General features: G+C 70.8%; 16 protein-coding genes. 11 read left to right on the forward strand and 5 right to left on the reverse strand.

What is annotated here, in order from left to right; all coding sequences use genetic code 11:
- Window positions 1–16: 16 nt before the first annotated feature.
- Window positions 17–835, forward strand: a complete 819-nt coding sequence (locus tag ACILR4_RS13240; RefSeq protein ID WP_395701333.1) for an SDR family NAD(P)-dependent oxidoreductase — start codon at window positions 17–19, stop codon at window positions 833–835.
- Window positions 835–2,757 carry a diguanylate cyclase domain-containing protein gene (locus ACILR4_RS13245; protein WP_395701334.1) on the forward strand — a complete coding sequence of 641 codons (1,923 nt, stop codon included), beginning with the start codon at window positions 835–837 and terminating at the stop codon, window positions 2,755–2,757. Before ACILR4_RS13240 ends, ACILR4_RS13245 begins: the two co-directional genes overlap by 1 nt.
- 10 nt (window positions 2,758–2,767) lie before the next feature.
- Here ACILR4_RS13245 and ACILR4_RS13250 read toward each other — a convergent pair whose 3' ends face one another.
- Both ACILR4_RS13250 and ACILR4_RS13255 read right to left on the reverse strand, forming a co-directional pair.
- Window positions 2,768–3,424, reverse strand: coding sequence for a response regulator transcription factor (locus ACILR4_RS13250; protein WP_395701335.1), 657 nt, complete (start codon window positions 3,422–3,424; stop codon window positions 2,768–2,770).
- Complete coding sequence (locus ACILR4_RS13255; RefSeq protein ID WP_395701336.1) at window positions 3,411–5,306, reverse strand: sensor histidine kinase; 1,896 nt, start codon at window positions 5,304–5,306, stop codon at window positions 3,411–3,413. Before ACILR4_RS13255 ends, ACILR4_RS13250 begins: the two co-directional genes overlap by 14 nt.
- A 245-nt stretch (window positions 5,307–5,551) precedes the next feature.
- Here ACILR4_RS13255 and ACILR4_RS13260 point away from each other — a divergent pair, with 245 nt between their 5' ends.
- The 3 genes from ACILR4_RS13260 to ACILR4_RS13270 are packed head-to-tail and all read left to right on the forward strand — an operon-like array spanning window position 5,552 to window position 8,473.
- Window positions 5,552–6,505, forward strand: a complete 954-nt coding sequence (locus ACILR4_RS13260) for a TRAP transporter substrate-binding protein (RefSeq protein WP_395701379.1) — start codon at window positions 5,552–5,554, stop codon at window positions 6,503–6,505.
- Between the two features lie 7 nt (window positions 6,506–6,512).
- On the forward strand, window positions 6,513–7,142 hold the full coding sequence (locus tag ACILR4_RS13265; RefSeq protein ID WP_395701337.1) for a TRAP transporter small permease: 630 nt from the start codon (window positions 6,513–6,515) through the stop codon (window positions 7,140–7,142).
- Entirely contained in the window at window positions 7,139–8,473 is a 1,335-nt protein-coding gene (locus ACILR4_RS13270; RefSeq protein ID WP_395701338.1) for a TRAP transporter large permease, read from the forward strand. The genes ACILR4_RS13265 and ACILR4_RS13270 overlap by 4 nt, the downstream gene beginning before the upstream one ends.
- A gap of 22 nt (window positions 8,474–8,495) precedes the next feature.
- On the opposite strand, the gene ACILR4_RS13275 is transcribed toward ACILR4_RS13270, so the two are convergent.
- The gene (locus ACILR4_RS13275; RefSeq protein ID WP_395701339.1) at window positions 8,496–9,476 is read right to left on the reverse strand and encodes a zinc metalloprotease; all 981 of its coding nucleotides are present in this window, start codon (window positions 9,474–9,476) and stop codon (window positions 8,496–8,498) included.
- A gap of 96 nt (window positions 9,477–9,572) precedes the next feature.
- On the reverse strand, window positions 9,573–10,475 hold the full coding sequence (locus tag ACILR4_RS13280) for a LysR family transcriptional regulator (protein ID WP_395701340.1): 903 nt from the start codon (window positions 10,473–10,475) through the stop codon (window positions 9,573–9,575).
- Window positions 10,476–10,619: 144 nt separating this feature from the next.
- Between ACILR4_RS13280 and ACILR4_RS13285 the strand changes: the two genes are divergently transcribed.
- From ACILR4_RS13285 to ACILR4_RS13305, 5 genes are all read left to right on the forward strand, one after another.
- Entirely contained in the window at window positions 10,620–11,573 is a 954-nt protein-coding gene (locus ACILR4_RS13285) for a Bug family tripartite tricarboxylate transporter substrate binding protein (RefSeq protein ID WP_395701380.1), read from the forward strand.
- A gap of 4 nt (window positions 11,574–11,577) precedes the next feature.
- Complete coding sequence (locus ACILR4_RS13290; protein WP_395701341.1) at window positions 11,578–12,771, forward strand: 3-hydroxybenzoate 6-monooxygenase; 1,194 nt, start codon at window positions 11,578–11,580, stop codon at window positions 12,769–12,771.
- Between the two features lie 20 nt (window positions 12,772–12,791).
- Window positions 12,792–13,832 (forward strand): cupin domain-containing protein, encoded by a 1,041-nt coding sequence (locus ACILR4_RS13295; RefSeq protein WP_395701342.1) that lies wholly within the window; start codon window positions 12,792–12,794, stop codon window positions 13,830–13,832.
- Between the two features lie 25 nt (window positions 13,833–13,857).
- Window positions 13,858–14,556, forward strand: a complete 699-nt coding sequence (locus ACILR4_RS13300) for a fumarylacetoacetate hydrolase family protein (protein WP_395701343.1) — start codon at window positions 13,858–13,860, stop codon at window positions 14,554–14,556.
- An 89-nt stretch (window positions 14,557–14,645) separates the two neighbouring features.
- A complete protein-coding gene (locus tag ACILR4_RS13305; RefSeq protein WP_395701344.1) occupies window positions 14,646–15,632 on the forward strand; it encodes a GGDEF domain-containing protein in 987 nt (328 codons plus the stop codon).
- A 10-nt stretch (window positions 15,633–15,642) separates the two neighbouring features.
- Here ACILR4_RS13305 and ACILR4_RS13310 read toward each other — a convergent pair whose 3' ends face one another.
- Window positions 15,643–16,368, reverse strand: coding sequence for a Crp/Fnr family transcriptional regulator (locus tag ACILR4_RS13310; RefSeq protein WP_395701345.1), 726 nt, complete (start codon window positions 16,366–16,368; stop codon window positions 15,643–15,645).
- 189 nt (window positions 16,369–16,557) lie between these two features.
- On the opposite strand from ACILR4_RS13310, the gene ACILR4_RS13315 reads away from it, so the two are divergent.
- Complete coding sequence (locus tag ACILR4_RS13315) at window positions 16,558–18,267, forward strand: long-chain fatty acid--CoA ligase (protein WP_395701346.1); 1,710 nt, start codon at window positions 16,558–16,560, stop codon at window positions 18,265–18,267.
- Window positions 18,268–18,273: the final 6 nt, after the last annotated feature.

Below are 18,273 nucleotides of genomic sequence, written 5' to 3' on the forward strand. Positions count from 1 at the left end.
AGGCCAGCGCCAACGGATGGAGTACAAGCTGCAGATGGACACGGTGTTGGTGACAGGGGCCTCCGGCGGTATCGGCGAGGCCATCGCGCGCTGCGCCGCGGCCGAGGGCTGCGTGCTGGTGCTGGTGGCGCGCAGCGCCGACAAGCTCGAAGCGCTGGCCGCCGAGCTGAAGGCCGCGCATGGCGTGCCGGTGCGGGCGCTGCCCTTCGACCTGGGCACGCCCGGCGCCGCGGCCGCGCTGGCCAGCGCGCTGAAGCGCCGCCGCATCACGGTGGACGTGCTGGTCAACAACGCCGGCGTGCTGGAGAACGCGCCCTTCGTCAAGATGCCGGCGGCGCGGCACCAGGCGCTGATCGACCTGAACGTCGGCGCCCTCACCGGCCTGCTGGCCGCGCTGCTGCCAGGCATGGTGGCGCGCGGCCACGGCCAGGTGCTGAACGTGGCCTCGATCGCGGCGTTCCAGCCGGTGCCCATGCTGGCCACCTACGCGGCCACCAAGGCCTACGTGCTGTCGCTGACCGAATCGCTGGCCGAGGAACTGCAGGGCACCGGCGTCACCATCACCGCGCTGTGCCCCGGCATCACCGCCACCGGCATGCTCAGCGGCGCGGCCGAGGCCAACCCGGCGCTGGCCGGGCTGCCGAAGTTCCTGGTCGGCAATGTCGAGCAGGTGGCGCGCGAGGGCTGGCAGGCCTGCCGCAGCGGCCAGGTCATCGTGGTGCCGGGCGCGCTGAACCTGGCCGCCACCGTCGGCGCCCGGGCCATGCCGAAGTGGCTGCTGCGCCGCCTGGCGGGTGCGGTGACGCGCAAGATGAGCGGCCAGGCGCCAGACTGATGGCACACCGACCGCACACGCTGCTGCTCTGTCTTGGCCTGGCCGCCACCTGGGCGCCGCCCGCGCTGGCAGCGGACGTGTCCGTCCGCACGCTGCTCGACCAGAGCCGCGCCGCGGTGCGCAACGACCCCGAGCGCAGCCGCCAGCTCGCGCAGCAGGCGCTGGCCGAGCTGGCGCGCCAGCCCGATGCCGACCTCGAGGTGCTGGCCCACGTGCAACTGTGCGACTACTTCAGCGAGCGCGACCGCCCGCAGGCCGAGCAGCACCTGCAGGCCGGCCAGGCGCTGCTGCCGCGCAGCACGCGGCCGGCGCTGGCCGCGCAGCTGCTGGGCTGCGAGGGCGAGCTGCGCGAGCTGGCCGGCGACAGCGCGCGGGCGCTGCAGCTGTACGAGCGCGCGGTGGCCAACGCCGAGCAGTCGCACGACAGCGAGGTGCTGGCCAATGCGCTGTACCAGCGCGGCTACCTGCGCGGCGTGCGCGGCGAGCTGGCCAGCGGCCTGGCCGACCTGAAGCGCGCCAGCGACCTGTTCGACCGCCTGCAGAAGACCGAGGAGGGCCTGAACACCCTGCTCGCCGCCGCGCTGCTGTACGACCGCATGGGCGACCCCGCGCAGGCGCGCCGCCATTTCGAGCAGGCGCTGGCCGCGCAGCGCCGCGCCGGCCTGCAGCGCGAGCAGGCGGTGACGCTGCACAACCTGGGCCGCGCGCTGGAGAACCTGGGCGACCATGCGGCCGCCCGTGAGTCGTTCAACGCCTCGCTCGCCCTCAGCGAGAAACTGGGCTACCCGCGCGGCCGCGCCTATGCGCTGCGCGGGCTGGCCAGCGTGGCCAACCGCGAAGGCGACGGCGCCACCGCGCTGCGCCAGGCCCAGGCCGCCGCGGCACTGCTGGGCCAGGCGCCGGACCAGCGCCTGCAGGCGCAGATTGCGCTGCAGCAGGGCATTGCGCTGCGCCTGCTGCAACGGCCGGCCGAGAGCTTGCAGGTGCTGGGCCAGGCGCTGGGCATGTTCGAGAAGGCCGACTCCCCGGCCGAGGCCACCGCCACCCGCGGCGAACTGGCCACCACGCAGGCCGCGCTGGGCGACTACAAGGCGGCGTTCGAGCAGGCACAGGCGTTCAAGGCCGCCTCCGACCGCCTGCTGAAGCGCCAGATCGACGAGCGCTTCGCCAGCCTGCGCAACGAGACCGAGGCCACCGCCGCCCAGCGCGAGAACGCGGCCACGCAGCGTGCCCTGGCCGAGGAGCAGCGCGCGAACCGGCTGCGCACGGTGTCGCTGCTGCTGGCCAGCCTGCTGGTGGCGGTGCTCTCGGTGCTGCTGCTGCGGCACCGCCGTGCCGGCCGGCGCATGCACGCGCTGGCGATGACCGACGAGCTGACCCAGCTGCGCAACCGCCGCGCGGTGCTGGACACGCTGCAGCAGCAACTCGCGCGCGGCGAGCGCGGCGCGCTGCTGATCGCCGACCTCGACCTGTTCAAGCCCATCAACGACCAGCATGGCCACCTGGTGGGCGACGCCATCCTGCGCGCGGTGGCCGAGGTGCTGCGCAACGTGATGCCGCGCGAGGCCGAGCTCGGCCGCCTGGGCGGCGAAGAATTCGTCGCGGTGCTGCCGGGCGCCGAGCGCGAGGCGGCGCTGGGGGTGGCCGAGGCCGCGCGCGCCGCGGTGGCGGCGCTGGATGCCTCGCGGTGGCTGCCGGACCGCGGCGTCAGCATCAGCATCGGCGTCACCGGTTTCGCGCACGGGGACACCCTGACCGACATCCTGCGGCGCGCCGACGAGGCGCTGTACGAGGCCAAGCATGCCGGCCGCAACCGGGTGCGCTGGATGGCGCGTGCGCCCGCCGCCGAGGACTATGCGCCCTCGCCCGCCGCGCCGGCGCGGCCCACCGAGGGCGCGGCCCCCGGCGGCGCGCCGGTGTAGGCGAACAGGCTCAGCCCACGTTCAGGCGCGCCAGCAGCGAAGCCACCTCGGCCGCCGAGCGCACGCCGAGCTTGGCGAACACGCGCGCGCGGTGGACCTCCACGGTGCGCACCGAGATGTGCAGCTCGTCGGCAATCACCTTGTTCAGCCGGCCGGCGGCCACGCGCAGCATCACCTCGTGCTCGCGCTCGGTCAGCGCGGCCAGGCGCGCGGCCTCGCGCTCGCGGTCGGTGCGCGCGCTGGCATGCGCCGCCTCGAGCTTCAGCGCCCGCTCCAGGCGCTGCACCAGCGATTCGTCGCTGAAGGGCTTCTCGACGAAGTCCAGCGCGCCCTTGTGCAGCGCGTCCACCGCCATCGGGATGTCGCCATGGCCCGAGAGGAAGATCACCGGCAGCGTGACGCCGCGGGCCACCAGCTCGTCGTGCAGCTGCAGGCCGGACATCGGCTCCATGCGCACGTCCAGCAGGATGCAGCCGCGCAGCGGGCCGGCCTCCAGCGCGGCCAGCAGCTCGGGGCCCGAGGCATAGGCACGCGCCGCCAACCCGTGCGAGCGCAGCAGGAAGGCCAGTGCGTCGCGCACTGCCGCCTCGTCGTCCACCAGGTGCACCATCGGCACCGGTGCCTGGCCTGCGCCGCGGTGCCTGGCTGAGTCCTCAGGGCTCGTCATCGTCGTCTCCGGCCAGCGGCAGGGTGAAGGAAAAGCGCGCGCCGCCCAGCGGGCCGCTGCCGGCCTCCAGCCCGCCATGGTGCGCTTCCACCACCGAGCGGCAGATCGCCAGGCCCATGCCCATGCCGTCGCGCTTGGTCGAGTGGAACGGCGCGGATAGCACGTCAATGCTGCGGCCACCGAGGCCCGGGCCGTTGTCGTCGACATCCACGCGCACGAAGCGCGGGCCGGCGGCCTGTGCGCTCAGTCGCAGCTGCGGCGCCGCGTGGCCGGCCAACGCGTCGGCGGCATTGCGCAGCAGGTTGATCAGCACCTGCTCGATCAGCACCGGGTCGGCCAGCAGCGGCGGCAGGTCGGGGGCAATCGCCAGCTCCAGCGCAATGCCGCGCTGCAGCAGGTCGCGCCGCAGCAGCGCCACCGCGTGCTGCACGATGTCGTCGATGCGGCAGCGCTCGCGCTGCGGCGCGCGCCGCGTCAGGAAGCCGCGGATGCGCTGCACGATGCGGCCGGCCTCGCCGGCCTGCTCGCCCAGGCGTCGCAGCGCGTCCAGCACCAGCTCGTCGTCGAAACCGGCGCGTTCCAGCGAGCGCAGCACGCCACCGTTGTAGCTGGTGATCGCCGCCAGCGGCTGGTTCAGCTGGTGCGCCAGCGCCGAGGCCACCTCGCCCAGCGTCGTCAGCCGCGCCTGCGTGGCCAGGGCCTCGCTGCGCTGGCGCTCGCGTTCCTCGGCCTGCCTGCGCGCGGTGATGTCGACGATCGAGCCCATCCAGCCGATCTGCCGGCCCACCGCGTTGACCAGCGGCGCCTCGAACACCATCACGTGAAGCTCATGCCCGTCGGCATGGATCCAGCGCGCCTCGTAGCCTTCGGGCGGGGCACCGCCGGCCATGTTGCGCTGGTGGCGCCACATGCTCTCGTCGACCGAATCGGGAGGCCAGTACGGCATCGGCGGCACGCGGCCCAGCAGCTGCTCGGCGGAGTAGCCCACCAGCTCGCAGAAGGCGCGGTTCACATGCACCAGCCGGCCCTCGGCATCGCGGCCCCGCACGCCCACCGTCAGCGAGTCCTCGATCGAGCGGCGGAACGCGGCCTCGGTGCGCCAGCGTTCCTCGGCCTGGCGCGCCTCGCGCATCTGGCGCCGCAGCGACACGCTGGCCGCCGCGCTGAGCAGCAGGAACGCCACCATCAGCGCCAGTGGCAGCGTGCGCCACCAGGGCACATGCGGCTCGCGCGTGGTGAGCTCCAGGTACGCATCGGCCATCGCCGGTTCCAGGCTGACGCGGTGGGACTGCTGGCCGCGCACCGGCGCGGCCACGTCGCCGCTGGTGGCGATCAGCTGGCCGAAGCCGTCGACCAGGCGCACGTCGTAGCGCCGCGCCAGCCACCAGGGCACGGTCTGCCGCAGCAGCACGCCGGGCGCGAAGCGCACGATCAGCTGGCCGCCGGACGGCGTTGGCGCGGCCAGGTGCGCCGAGAGCCCGCTCTCGTCGTGCCCGCCGCCCTGCGGCACCGCCTGCGGCCGTGGCGCCTGCGGCGGCACGTGCGCCAGCAGCCGGTTGTTGGCATCGAGCACCGTCACGCTAACCCACAAACGACGCAGCCCTTCGCCGACGCCGGCCTCGCGCAGCAGCCGGGCCTCGTCCAGCGTGCCGGGCAGCGCCGCCGCCAGCGCGGTGACGGTGCGCTGCTCGGTGGCCAGCCAGTCGCTCAGGCGGCTGTCCAGCGTCAGCGCATCGGCAATCAGGGTGTGGCGCTCGTCGTCCAGGTCTCGCTGGTCCGACCACTGCAGCCAGCCGCCCAGCGCCGCGGCAAAGGCCAGCGCCAGCACCAGGGGCCAGGCCCAGGCGCCGCGCCGACGGTTGCGCGCAAAGCGGTTCTGCATGGCCGGCAGTCTAGGGCGGAGGCGCGCGGACCTGCCATGCCGGGCGGCGGAATGTGGAAGTCCACAACTGGTGCGGCCGGGGCGCGGTTTCCACAATCCGCGCCAGCCCAACCGGCCGCCTGCGGCCCTTCAAGGAGACAAGACCCATGAGCGCTTCCACCCCCCTGCGCACCGGCGCCCGCCTCTCGCGCCGCACCCTGCTGGCCGCCGCCACCGCCGCGGCCGCGCTGCCGCTGGCCGCCCCGATGGTCGCCCGCGCGCAGGCGCCCATCGTCATCAAGTTCAGCCACGTCGTGGCGCCGGACACGCCCAAGGGCAAGGGCGCACAGCGCTTCAAGGAACTGGTGGAAGAGCGCAGCAAGGGCGCCATCAAGGTCGAGGTCTACCCCAACAGCCAGCTCTACAAGGACAAGGAAGAGCTCGAAGCGCTGCAGCTGGGCTCGGTGCAGATGCTGGCGCCCTCGCTGGCCAAGTTCGGCCCGCTGGGCGTGAAGGACTTCGAGGTCTTCGACCTGCCCTTCGTGTTCAAGGACACCGACGCCTTCCGCGCGGTGACGGCCGGCCCGGTGGGCTACGAGTTGTTCTCCAAGCTCGAGCCCAAGGGCATCAAGGGCCTGGCCTACTGGGACAACGGCTTCCACATCATGAGCGCGAACAAGCCGCTGCACCATGTGGCCGACTTCAAGGGCCTGAAGATGCGCATCCAGTCGAGCAAGGTGCTCGATGCGCAGATGCGCGCGCTGGGCGCGATCCCGCAGGTGATGGCCTTCTCCGAGCTGTACCAGGCGCTGCAGTCGGGCGTGGTCGATGGCACCGAGGGCGTGGCCAGCAACTTCTACACGCAGAAGATCTACGAGGTGCAGAAGCACATCACGCTGTCGAACCACGGCCACCTGGCCTATGCGGTGATCGTCAACAAGAAGTTCTGGGATGGCCTGCCGGTGGATGCGCGCAAGATCCTCGAGCTCTCCATCCGCGACGCCACGGTCTATGCCAACGCCATCGCCGCGACCGAGAACACCCAGGCGCTGGAGAAGATCAAGGCCAGCGGCAAGACCACCATCTACACGCCCGCGCCGGCCGAGATCGAGGAATGGAAGCGCGCGCTGATGCCGGTGCACAAGGAGATGGAATCGCGCGTCGGCAAGGCGACCATCGAGGCGGTCTACAAGGCTGCCGGCTTCGTGGCACCAAAGTGACGCGGCCATGCTCGGCAAGCTGCTGGACCGTTTCGAAGAGGTCCTGATCGCCTTCCTGATGGGCACGGCCACGCTCGTGATCTTCGCCGCCGTGCTGCACCGCTTCCTGTCGGGCATTCCGGTGATCCAGGACTACACCATCCGCCTGGACGTCAGCTGGGCGCAGGAGCTGTGCATCTACATGTTCGTGTGGATGGCCAAGTTCGGCGCGGCCTATGGCGTGCGCCACGGCACCCACGTGGGCGTGGACGTGGTGGTGCGCAAGCTGCCGCCCTCGAAGGCGCGGTACCTCATCCTGTTCGGCCTGCTGGCCGGCGCGCTGTTCACCTCGGTGGTCGGCACGCTGGGCGCGCGCTTCGTGTGGGACAACGGCGCGCACTACGCGTTCTTCCATGCCTTCGGCCTGCCGACCGGCGACGTGCCCGAGGGCCCGACCTCGCCTGACCTGGAGATCCCCACCTGGATCGCCTACTCCTGCGTGCCGCTGGGCTCGTACCTGATGTGCTTCCGATTCCTGCAGGTGGCCTGGCACTTCCTGCGCACCGGTGAAGTGCCGCACCACGACCACGGCCATGTCGAGGGCGTGGACGAGGCGCCGGTCGACGCCAACACCGCCACCCCGGGGTTCCGCGAATGAATACCGCCATCATCTTCGCGCTGCTGCTGGCGCTGATGCTCACCGGCATGCCGATCTCGATCTCGCTCGGCCTGACGGTGCTGACCTTCCTGTTCACGATGACGCAGGTGCCGGTCGAATCGGTGGCGCTGAAGCTGTTCACCGGCATCGAGAAGTTCGAGATCATGGCGATCCCGTTCTTCATCTTGGCCGGCAACTTCCTCACGCACGGCGGCGTGGCGAGGCGGATGATCAACTTCACCACCTCGATGATCGGCCACTGGTACGGTGGCATGGGCCTGGCCGGCGTGCTGGCCTGCGCGCTGTTCGCGGCGATCTCGGGCTCGTCGGTGGCCACCGTCGTCGCGGTGGGGTCGATCATGCTGCCGGCGATGGTCAAGCAGGGCTACCCGAAGCAGTTCGGCGCCGGCGTCATCACCACCTCGGGCGCCCTGGGCATCCTGTTCCCGCCGTCGATCAACCTGGTGATCTACTCGATCGCCACCGCCGGCATGAATGCCACCGGCCCGAACGGCGAGATGGTGGGCTCCGCGTCGGTGGGCCAGCTGTTCCTGGCCGGCGTGGTGCCGGGCCTGTGCCTGAGCTTCCTGCTCGGCGTGACCACCTGGTACCGCGCCCGCAAGTTCGACTACCCGCGCATGCAGCGCGCCACCTGGCTCGAGCGCTGGCGCGCCTTCCGCGAATGCATGTGGGGGTTGCTGCTGATCGTGGTGGTGATCGGTGGCATCTACAGCGGCATGTTCACGCCCACCGAAGCGGCGGCGATGGCGGCGGTCTACGCGTTCGTGATCTCGGTGTTCGTCTACAAGGACCTGAAGCTGTCGGACGTGCCGAAGTCGCTGCTCAACGCCGCGGCGATGAGCTCGATGCTGCTGTACATCATCACCAACGCGGTGCTGTTCTCGTTCCTGATGACCTCGGAACAGATCCCGCAGGCGATGGCCGCGTGGATGAGCAGCCAGGGCTTCGGCCTGGTGGTGTTCCTGCTGCTGGTCAACGTCATCCTGCTGGCGGCCGGCAACTTCATGGACCCCGCGGCCATCGTGCTGATCATGGCGCCCATCCTGTTCCCGGTGGCGGTGAAACTGGGCGTCGACCCGGTGCACTTCGGCATCCTGATGGCGGTGAACATGGAAGTGGGCCTGTGCCACCCGCCGGTGGGCCTGAACCTCTACGTCTCCTCGGGCATCACCAAGATGGGCATCACCGAACTCACCGTGTCGGTGTGGCCGTGGCTGAAGACGATGCTGGTGTTCCTGATCATCGTCAGCTACTGGCCGCCCCTGTCGCTGGCGCTGCCGCGGGCGCTGGGGATGATGGGCGGGCACTGAGCCCGCCCCGCCCCGCCACGGATCAGATCTGCGAGCGGTAGCGTTGGTGCTGCCGGTCTGCCCGCGACGACTGGCCGCTGGTGAAGTTGTTCATGCAGCTGTCATCGGTGTAGTCCATGAAATTGGTGATCGGGTCGAGGCCCGCGGCCGACGCACAGGAGTCCCGGCCCACCGGGCAGCCGAACGCCGCAGACGCTTCCGACGGCGTGTCGCTGACGCGATCGCCCAGCGCACGGCAAGCGCCTTGGAAGGTGTGGTACAGGCCGACCCAGTGGCCGACCTCGTGCGTCGCGGTGTCGCCCTCGTTGTAGGGCGTCGCGGTGCCACCGGGCAGCGACGAGAACAGGATCACCACGCCGTCCATCGACGGGGCGGAGGCGTAGTCGCTCGGGAACGTGGCCCAGCCCAGCAAGCCGCCCCCCATGTTGTTGGTGTAGATGTTCAGCGTGCCGGCATTGCCCTTGCGCAGTGCCGACTTCATCTGGCTTTCGGCCGTGGTGTTGGGCTGCGCCACGTACCACGAGGCGTTGGTGGTGCGGTCGGTGCCCACCAGCGAAAAGACGAACGGCGTGTTCGCGTAGGCCGCGTTGAGCACGTTCATCTGGGCCGCGATCTGGCTGTCGGGCACATCGCCGTTGGCAATGCCGCTGCCGTTGTTGACGACATGCACCCACACCGGAATCGTCACCGAGCCGATGGGGCGCTCCTGCACCGGATGGCCGGCCGCGGCGCGCTCGTCCACCCACTGTTGCATCGAGACCGCGAGCAGCCTCTGCTCCAGGTCGGTGACATGGCGCGTCGAGCAGCGTGCACCGCTGTCGATGAAGGCCTTCTGATTGGCAAAGCTGCGCCCGCGGAACACGAAGGCCGGACCCGTGTCGGCATCGGTTTCGCCGATCTGGGCCTTGATGGCCGCAGGGGTGGCACTGAGGGCCGGGGTGCTGCCGCACAGCAGCGCCAAGCCGAGGGCAAAGGCCCCGACGGCTGAACGGAAGGGTGTCATGGACTGCCTCGATGTGGTGACCCGGCGAAACCGCCGCGGGTTCACGCTAGCAAGCCGCGACAACCGGGGTCAAGAGTGCATTCCCGATCCGGCGGCTCAGGCCCGCGAGCCGGTCATCACCTCCGCCACACACCGCCGCAGCCACACATTGCCCGCGTCGCGGTTGAAGCGCTCGTGCCAGTGCTGCTTCACCGCATACGAGGGCAGCGCCACCGGCGGCGGCAGCAGGCGCACGGGCTCCTGCAGCGCCAGCGTCTCGCCCAGCAGGCGCGGCACGATCACCAGCAGCTCGGTCTGCGCGACGATGCGCGCCACGCCCAGGTAGCTGGGCAGGTGCAGCGCCACGTGGCGCTTGACGCCGGCCTTGTTCAGCACCTTGTCGACGATGGCGTGGCCGGTGCCCGAGGTGCCGACCAGGATGTGCGCCTCGGCGGTGAACGCGCGGCGCGTCAGCTTGTCGCCGATGCGCGGGTGCTTCCTCGCCACCAGGCAGACGAAGTTCTGCTGGAACAGGGTCTGCTGGTAGAAGCCGGCTTCCAGCTGCGGCATGAAGCCCACGGCCAGGTCGACATCGCCGCTCTCCAGCCGGCGCTGGCTGTCGGCGCCGATCTTCTCGGCTTCGATCACGATGCCCGGCGCCACCTGGCGCAGCCGGTTCATCAGCGACGGCAGCAGCACGATTTCCGAGATGTCGGTCATGCAGATGCAGAAGCGGCGCTGCGCGGTGGCGGCGTCGAAGCGGGCCACGGCGCCACGCGCGCGGTCGAGCCGCTCGACGATGTCCAGCAGCTCCGGGTACAGCGCCTGCGCATGCGGCGTGGGCTCCATGCCGCGCGAGGTGCGGCTGAACAGCGGGTCGCCGAAGTGCGCGCGCAGCTTGTTCAGCGCGATGCTGGCCGAGGCCTGCGCAATGCCCAGCCGCTCGGCCGCGCGCGAGACGCTCTGCGTGCGGTAGAGCTCGACGAACAGCTGCAGCCAGTCGACATCGAGCTTGGCCATGCCCACCCCACTATTTGAAAACGCAATGGGCACTATATCCGGCGACCCTTTGACGCAATACAAGCCGCTGAAGACACTGCCGGCACTGTTCTTGTGCCTGGTCAAACCCGAGGAGACAAACCCGTGATCCACCCCCGCCGCAGCCTGCTGGCCCTGACCCTGGCGACGCTGGCCCTGCCCACGCTGGCGCAGCCGGACTACCCGGCCCGCCCCATCACGCTGATCACGCCCTTCGCGGCCGGTAGCGGGCCCGATGCGGTGCTGCGCCTGGTGGCCGACAAGCTGGGCAAGCAGTGGAACCAGCGCATCGTGATCGACAACAAGCCCGGCGGCGGCGGCTTCATCGCGATCGAAGCGGCCAAGCGCGCGGCGCCCGACGGCTACACGCTGCTGCAGCTGGACAGCGAACACCTGGCCGCGCTGCCGCACCTGTACAAGCAGCGCAACTTCAGGACGCTGGACACTTTCGAGCCGCTGGCCGCGCTGTTCCGCACGCCGTTCCTGGTGGCGGTGTCCAGCGAATCGAAGCTGAAGACCATGCGCGACCTCATCGCCACCGCCAGGAGCGACGGCGGCAAGACCAGCTACGGCTCCTGGGGCGTCGGCAGCCCGGGCCACCTGGGCGGCGCGCAGCTCGAATCGCTGACCGGCGCACCGATGCAGCATGTGCCCTACCGCGAGGTCTCGCAGCTCTACACCACGGTGGCCACCGGCGAGCTGAGCTGGGCCTTCGCGTCGATCCCGTCCAGCCAGGGGCCCTACAAGGCCGGCAAGCTGAAGTACATCGCGGTGGCCGCGGCCAAGCGCATCCCGCAGCTGCCGGACGTGCCGACGATGGCCGAATCCGGCGGCCCGGCGCAGCTGGAGGTCAACTCCTTCGTCGTGCTCACCGCGCCGCGCGGCGTGCCGGCCGCGGTGCGCGCCAAGGTGAATGCCGACGTCGCGAAGGTGGTCAAGGACCCCGAGATCGCCGCGCGCTTCGACACTTTCGCGTTCGAGCCGCTGGCCTGGAGCCCCGAGGAGATCGTGGCCCAGGCCGAAGCCAAGAGCCGGGTCTACGAAGCGCTGATCAAGCGCGCCAACATTGCATTGGATTGACACCATGGCCAGCAACACCCTGCCCGTGATCGTCGCCGGCGGCGGCATCGGCGGCCTCGCCGCCGCACTGGCCCTGGTGCGCCAGGGCTTCGAGGTGACGGTGCTCGAGCAGTCGCCCGAGATCGGCGAGATCGGTGCCGGCATCCAGCTCGGCCCCAATGCCTTCGCGGCCTTCGACGCGCTGGGCGTCGGCGAAGCCGCGCGCGGCCGCGCCGTCTACACCGACGAGATGGTGATGCACGACGCGCTGGATGAAAGCCTGGTCGGCCGCATCCCGGTGGGCGAGGCCTTCCGCCAGCGCTTCGGCAACCCGTATGCGGTGATCCACCGCGCCGACGTGCACCTCTCGCTGCTCGAAGGCGCGCAGCAGAGCGACCGCGTGCGCTTCCACACCGCGACGCGGGTCGAGCGCATCGAGCAGGACGCCGACGGCGTGACGGTGACGGATGCGCAAGGCCGCACGCACCGCGGCGCCGCGCTGATCGGCGCCGACGGCGTGCGCTCGGTGGTGCGCCAGCAGTACGTGGGCGACCCGGTGCGGGTGTCCGGCCACGTGGTCTACCGCGCGGTGGTCGACCGGCGCGACTTCCCGGCCGACCTGCAGTGGAACGCCGCCAGCATCTGGGTCGGGCCCAACTGTCACCTGGTGCACTACCCGCTGCGCGGCGGCGAGCAGTACAACGTGGTCGTCACCTTTCACAGCCGCCAGGCCGAGCAGTGGAGCGTCAGCGAAGGCAGCCGCGACGAGGTGCTGAGCTACTTCGAAGGCATCGTGCCCAAGGCGCGCCAGCTGCTGGAGTTGCCCAAGAGCTGGAAGCGCTGGGCCACCGCCGACCGCGAGCCCATCGATCGCTGGACCTTTGGCCGCGCCACCTTGCTGGGCGATGCCGCGCACCCGATGCTGCAGTACCTGGCCCAGGGCGCCTGCATGGCGTTGGAAGACGCGGTGACGCTGGGCGAAGCGCTGCGCCTGCACGGCGGGCAGTTCGAGCCGGCCTTCGACCATTACCAGCGCTCGCGCATCGCCCGCACCGCGCGGGTGGTGCTCTCGGCGCGCGAGATGGGCCGCATCTACCACGCCAAAGGCGTGGAGCGGCTGGTGCGCAACGACCTGTGGAAGGGCCGCTCGCCCGAGCGCTTCTACGACGCGATGGAATGGCTCTACGGCTGGCAGCCCGCGCACTGCCTGGCCGACTGAACCCACAACGGAGATCCCCGATGACCACGACCCTCGGCCGCCTGGAAGACCTGCCGCAGAGCTACCGCGACGAACTGAGCGCGCAGAACCTGGTGCCGCTGTGGCCCAGCCTGCGCGCAGTGCTGCCGCCCGGCCAGCCGCGCCCGAACACCCGCGCCACGCACTGGGCCTACGAAGGCCTGCGCCCGCTGCTGCTGCGCGCCGGCGAACTCACTCCCATCGAGAAAGCCGAGCGCCGCGTGCTGGTGCTGGCCAACCCCGGCCACGGGCTGGAGAAGATGCAGGCCAGCGCCGCCATCTACCTGGGCATGCAGCTGCTGCTGCCGGGCGAATGGGCGCCCTCGCACCGCCACACGCCGAACGCGGTGCGCATGATCGTCGAAGGCGAAGGCGCCTACACCACGGTGGACGGCGAGAAATGCGAGATGCAGCGCGGCGACCTGATCCTCACGCCCACCGGCCTGTGGCACGAGCATGGCCACGACGGCAGCGCGCCGGTGGTGTGGCTGGACGTGCTGGACCTGCCGCTGATGTACTACCTGGAGGTCTCGTACCACGTCGATGGCCAGCGCCAGGCGGTGAAGAGCGGCACCGCCGAGCAGGCCTACGCCATCGGCGGCGTGCTGCCCACGCCGGTGTTCGAGCGCAGCCGCAAGGCCTACCCGATGCTGCGCTACCCCTGGGCCAATGTGCGCCGCGCGCTCGAAGCGCTGGCCACCTCGCAGCCCGACACCGAAGCGGTGCAGGTGCGCTACGTGAACCCCGAGACCGGCGACGACTGCCAGAACGTGCTGGGCTACTCGGCGCTGATGCTGCGCCCGGGCCAGACGCTGCGCCTGCCGGTGCGCTCGCCCGCCGCGGTGTTCCACCTGATCGAAGGCGCGGCCGAGGCGCGCATCGGCGAGCAGGCCTTCGCACTGGCCGAGGCCGACACCTGCTGCGCGCCGGGCTACACCGCCGTCACGCTGCGCAACCGCTCGGCCACGCAGCCGGCCTGCCTGTTCATCGCCGACGAGACGCCGCTGCACCGCAAGCTCGGCGTGCTCGAGACCCGCGGCTGACATCGCTCACTCCCTGCCCTCACCCATGACCACCTACCTGTTCCCGCCCGCCGCCACCCCGTCGATTCCGGTGCGCGGCATGGCCGCTCACTTTCCGGTGCAGCGCCTGTTCTTCGTCGGCCGCAACTACCACGCCCATGCCATCGAGATGGGGCGTCCGGTGGACAAGGCAGCGTCCAAGCTCTTCTACTTCACCAAGGCGCCGCAGACCCTGGTGCTGTCCGGCGCCACCGTGCCCTACCCGCCCGGCACGAGCAACTACCAGTTCGAGATGGAGCTGGTGCTGGCCATCGGCGCGCCGGGCTTCCGCGTGACCGAAGCGCAGGCGGCCGAGATGATCTACGGCTACGCCTGCGGCCTGGACATGACCCGGCGCGACCTGCAGCTCACCGCGCGCGAACAGGGTCGGCCCTGGGACCTGGGCAAGGACGTCGAGCAATCGTCGGTCGTCTCCGAGATCGTGCCCAACCCCGCGGTGCTGCGCAGCGGCACGCTGGCGCTGGCGGTGAACGGGCAGACGAAGCAGAAGGCCGACCTGTCGCAGCTGATCTGGTCCATCCCCGAGATCCTGGCCGACCTGTCGCAGTTCTACCACCTGCAACCGGGCGACCTGGTGTTCACCGGCACGCCCGAAGGCGTGGGCGCGGTGCTGCCGGGCGACCGCATCGAAGGCAGCATCGACGGCGTCGGCTCCATCGCGCTGACGATCGCCGAACCGCGCTGATCGCCCCTCACCTGCGGCGGGTGCCGCGGCGGGTCGTTGATGCTTTAATCGCGGGCTTTGTCCGATCCCTTTCCGAAGTGGGGGAACGATTGAGCGACGACCCGTCCGGCCAGCACCGGCCGATCACCGAAGACCGCCTGCTGGCGATGGTGAACGCCAGCGGCGACGCGTTCTGGGAAACCGATGCCCAGCGCCGCTTCGTGCACCTGAGCGACAACATGTGCCGCACCATGGGCTACCCGCGCGAGGAGCTGCTGGGCCGCTCGGTGCTGGAATTCATGACGCCCGAGTACAAGGCCGAGATCGTGCGCATGGCCGCGCAGCGGGCCACGCCCGAGAACCCGCTGACCCACACCGCGCCGCTGCGGCACGAAGGCGAGTTCTTCCGCAAGGACGGCTCCCGGGTCTGGATCGAGACGGTGTCGGTCCCGGTGTTCGACGACGACCGGCAGCACCTGGGCTACTTCGGCATCACCCGCGACGTGACCGAGCGCAAGCGCTCCGAGCAGGCGCTGAGCGAAGCGAACCGCCGACTCGAAGAGCAGCTCAGCCAGATCCAGCTGCTGAATGCCCGGCTGCACGAGCAATCGATCCGCGACGACCTGACCGGCCTGCACAACCGGCGCCACTTCGTGCAGCAGGCCGAGCAGGCGCTGCGCGAGGCACGGGACCGGGGCGCTGCGCTGTCGCTGGTGCTGATGGACATCGACCACTTCAAGGCGGTGAACGACCAGCATGGCCACCCCACCGGCGACGCGGCGCTGAAGGCCGTGGGCTCGATGCTGGCCGCCACGGTCACGCCCGGCCAGCTGGCCGCGCGGCTGGGCGGCGAGGAGTTCGCGGTGCTGCTGCCGGACACCTCGCAGGCCAGCGCGCTGGCCCAGGCCGAGCAATGGCGCGCCACGCTGGCGAACATGACGATCTGCGCCGACGGCGCGGTGCTGCGGCTCACCGCCTTGTTCGGCGTGGCCAGTGCGCCGGCCCAGGCCGATGCCCTGGTGGCGCTGCTGAAGCTGGCCGACACGCGCCTGTACCACGCCAAGGCCCTGGGCCGCGACCGCGTGGTCGGCGCCTGAACCCGCGGCCTCAGCCGCCCTTGGGCAGGGGCACCTCGCAGGCCTGGCGCAGCGCCGCTTCGTCGGCCAGCTCGATCACGCCGTAGCGCAGCCGGATCGCGCCGCTGTCCTGCAGCTCGCGCAGCGCACGGTTCACCGTGCCGCGGCTGGTGCCGAGCATGCGCGCCAGCTGGTCCTGCGACCAGCGCACGCCGGGCAGCGGTGAGCCTTCCTTTCGCCAGCCCCAGCCCTGCAACGCCAGCCACAGCCGGCGCGCCACGCGCTGCGGCACCGGGCGGCGCATCTCCTCGTCGACCACCGAGTACATGATGCGCAGCTTGCCCACCGCCAGCCGCGCAATGTCTTCCCAGCCTTCGGGGTGCCCCTGCAGCCAGGCCCGCAGCGGCTGCCGCGGCACGCACCAGACGCGGGTGTCATCCCCGGCCACCGCGTCGTGCGAACGCGGCAGGCCGTCGGTGAACGAGAGTTCGCCAAACCACAGGCAGGGCTCCAGCACCACCAGCAGCGGCAGCTCGCCCTCGATGTCGGCCGACTGCACGTAGAGCGAGCCACCGGTCACGCAGTACAGCCCGCCATCGGGCGCGCCCTGCGCGAACAGGTGCTCGCCGGGCTGCAGCCGGCGTTCGCGGCCATGCGCCAGCAGCGCGTCCTGCAGCGCCGGGCCACAGCGGCGGAACCAGTCGTCCTGCAGCATCGACGTGCGCAGGGCCTGCGGGTCGGGCTGCGATGAACTCATCAACACCTAGGGTTTCTCCCAGGAAGGGTGTCCGTCGAGTGTACGGAGCCGAACAGTCTTTTCGCCCCGTGCTGCCTACGATGCTCGCATGGCATGGCGCTACCGCGCGCCCGCGCGCGATGGAAGTTTTCTCGCGCCCGCGCGCGAAGACGATCCATGCCGCCCAAATCCAACAAGGAGACAAGCACCATGGCCTCTGCAGCCCGCCCCTGGCTCGCCCACTACCCCGCCGGCATCGACTGGCATGCGCCGCTGCCCGCCGCCCCGGTCAGCAGCCTGCTCGACCAGGCCGTGCAGCGCTGGCCCGACCGGCCGGCGCTGGAGTTCATGGGCCGCGTCATCACCTATGCCGAGTTCGGCCGCCTGGTCGAATCGTTCGCCACCGGCCTGCAGCGCGAGGGCGTGGGCCCCGGCGTGCACGTGGGCCTGTACCTGCCGAACACGCCGCACTACGCCATCGCCTTCTTCGGCGTGATGCGCGCCGGCGGCACGGTGGTGAACTACTCGCCGCTGGATGCCGAGCGCGTGCTGGCGCACAAGATCGAGGACAGCCGCACCGACCTGCTGGTGACGCTGGACCTGGCCACGCTGTACCCGCAGATGGCGCGGTTGCTGGGCAGCTCGCGGCTGAAGAAGCTGATCGTCGGCAACCTGGCCGACTACAGCGCCGCGCCCGAGGCCGTGCGCGCGCAGCTGGCCAAGGCCGGGCAGCTCGCCGAGGTGCCCAGTGACGATCGCCACCTGCCCTTCCAGCGCCTGGCCGACACCGCCGGCGCGCCGGTGTGGCACCCGATCGCGGACCCGAAGGACGCGGTGGCCGTGCTGCAGTACACCGGCGGCACCACCGGCCTGCCCAAGGGCGCGATGCTGACCCACGGCAACCTGAGCGCCGCCTGCGGCCAGTTCTTCCTCACCAGCCAGGGCACGCCGCCGCTGCTGACCGAGGGCGAGGAGCGCATGCTCGTCGTGCTGCCGCTGTTCCACATCTATGCCTTGAGCGTGTGCCTGCTGTTCGGCGTGCGCCTGGGCGCGCACCTGGTGCTGCACCCGCGCTTCGACCTCGACGCGGTGATGGCCGACCTGCAGGCCAAGCGCATCAGCATCTTCCCCGGCGTGCCGACGATGTACACCGCCATCGCCCATCATCCAAAAGCAGCGTCCATGGACCTGCGCTCGCTGAAGTTCTGCGGCTCCGGCGGCGCGCCGCTGCCGCTGGAGGTGGCCGAGCGCTTCTTCCAGCTCACCGGCTGCAAGTTGAACGAAGGCTGGGGCATGACCGAGACCTCGCCCTCGGGCACCTTCAACCCGGTGCACGGGCTGCGCAAGCCCGGTTCCTGCGGCTTCCCGGTGCCGGGCGTCACGCTCTCGCTGCGTGCGCTGGACGACCCGATGCGCGAAGTGCCGCTGGGCGAGCCCGGCGAGCTGTGCATCCGCGGCCCGAACGTGATGAAGGGCTACTGGAACGCGCCCGAGACCCAGGCCACCGCCTTCACCGCCGACGGCTTCTTCCGCAGCGGCGACGTGGCCCGCATGGACGAGGACGGCTGCCTCTTCATCGTCGACCGCACGAAAGACATGCTGCTGTGCGGCGGCTACAACGTCTACCCGCGCGTCATCGAGGAAGCGATCTACGAGCACCCCTCGGTGGCCGAGGTCTGCGTGATCGGCATTCCCGATACCTACCGCGGCCAGTCGCCCAAGGCCTTCGTCGCGCTGAAACCCGGCGCCGCGCCGCTGACGCTGGAGGCGCTGAAGGACTTCCTCGCCGGCCGCCTGGGCAAACACGAGATGATTGCCGCGCTGGAGCTGCGCGACACTTTGCCCAAGACGCCGGTGGGCAAGCTCTCGAAGAAGGACCTCGTCGACCAGGAAGCCGCGGCCCGCGCCGCAGCCCGCTGAACCCGC

Source organism: Aquabacterium sp., assembly GCF_044226965.1.
In the GTDB taxonomy this organism is placed as follows: Bacteria; Pseudomonadota; Gammaproteobacteria; order Burkholderiales; family Burkholderiaceae_C; genus Pseudaquabacterium.

Coding starts and splice junctions, on each gene's coding strand:
- ACILR4_RS13240 (WP_395701333.1), top strand. CDS start 17: ATGGAGTACAAGCTGCAGATGGACACGGTGTTGGTGACAGGGGCCTCC.
- ACILR4_RS13245 (WP_395701334.1), top strand. CDS start 835: ATGGCACACCGACCGCACACGCTGCTGCTCTGTCTTGGCCTGGCCGCC.
- ACILR4_RS13250 (WP_395701335.1), bottom strand. CDS start 3,424: ATGACGAGCCCTGAGGACTCAGCCAGGCACCGCGGCGCAGGCCAGGCA.
- ACILR4_RS13255 (WP_395701336.1), bottom strand. CDS start 5,306: ATGCAGAACCGCTTTGCGCGCAACCGTCGGCGCGGCGCCTGGGCCTGG.
- ACILR4_RS13260 (WP_395701379.1), top strand. CDS start 5,552: ATGGTCGCCCGCGCGCAGGCGCCCATCGTCATCAAGTTCAGCCACGTC.
- ACILR4_RS13265 (WP_395701337.1), top strand. CDS start 6,513: ATGCTCGGCAAGCTGCTGGACCGTTTCGAAGAGGTCCTGATCGCCTTC.
- ACILR4_RS13270 (WP_395701338.1), top strand. CDS start 7,139: ATGAATACCGCCATCATCTTCGCGCTGCTGCTGGCGCTGATGCTCACC.
- ACILR4_RS13275 (WP_395701339.1), bottom strand. CDS start 9,476: ATGACACCCTTCCGTTCAGCCGTCGGGGCCTTTGCCCTCGGCTTGGCG.
- ACILR4_RS13280 (WP_395701340.1), bottom strand. CDS start 10,475: ATGGCCAAGCTCGATGTCGACTGGCTGCAGCTGTTCGTCGAGCTCTAC.
- ACILR4_RS13290 (WP_395701341.1), top strand. CDS start 11,578: ATGGCCAGCAACACCCTGCCCGTGATCGTCGCCGGCGGCGGCATCGGC.
- ACILR4_RS13295 (WP_395701342.1), top strand. CDS start 12,792: ATGACCACGACCCTCGGCCGCCTGGAAGACCTGCCGCAGAGCTACCGC.
- ACILR4_RS13300 (WP_395701343.1), top strand. CDS start 13,858: ATGACCACCTACCTGTTCCCGCCCGCCGCCACCCCGTCGATTCCGGTG.
- ACILR4_RS13310 (WP_395701345.1), bottom strand. CDS start 16,368: ATGAGTTCATCGCAGCCCGACCCGCAGGCCCTGCGCACGTCGATGCTG.
- ACILR4_RS13315 (WP_395701346.1), top strand. CDS start 16,558: ATGGCCTCTGCAGCCCGCCCCTGGCTCGCCCACTACCCCGCCGGCATC.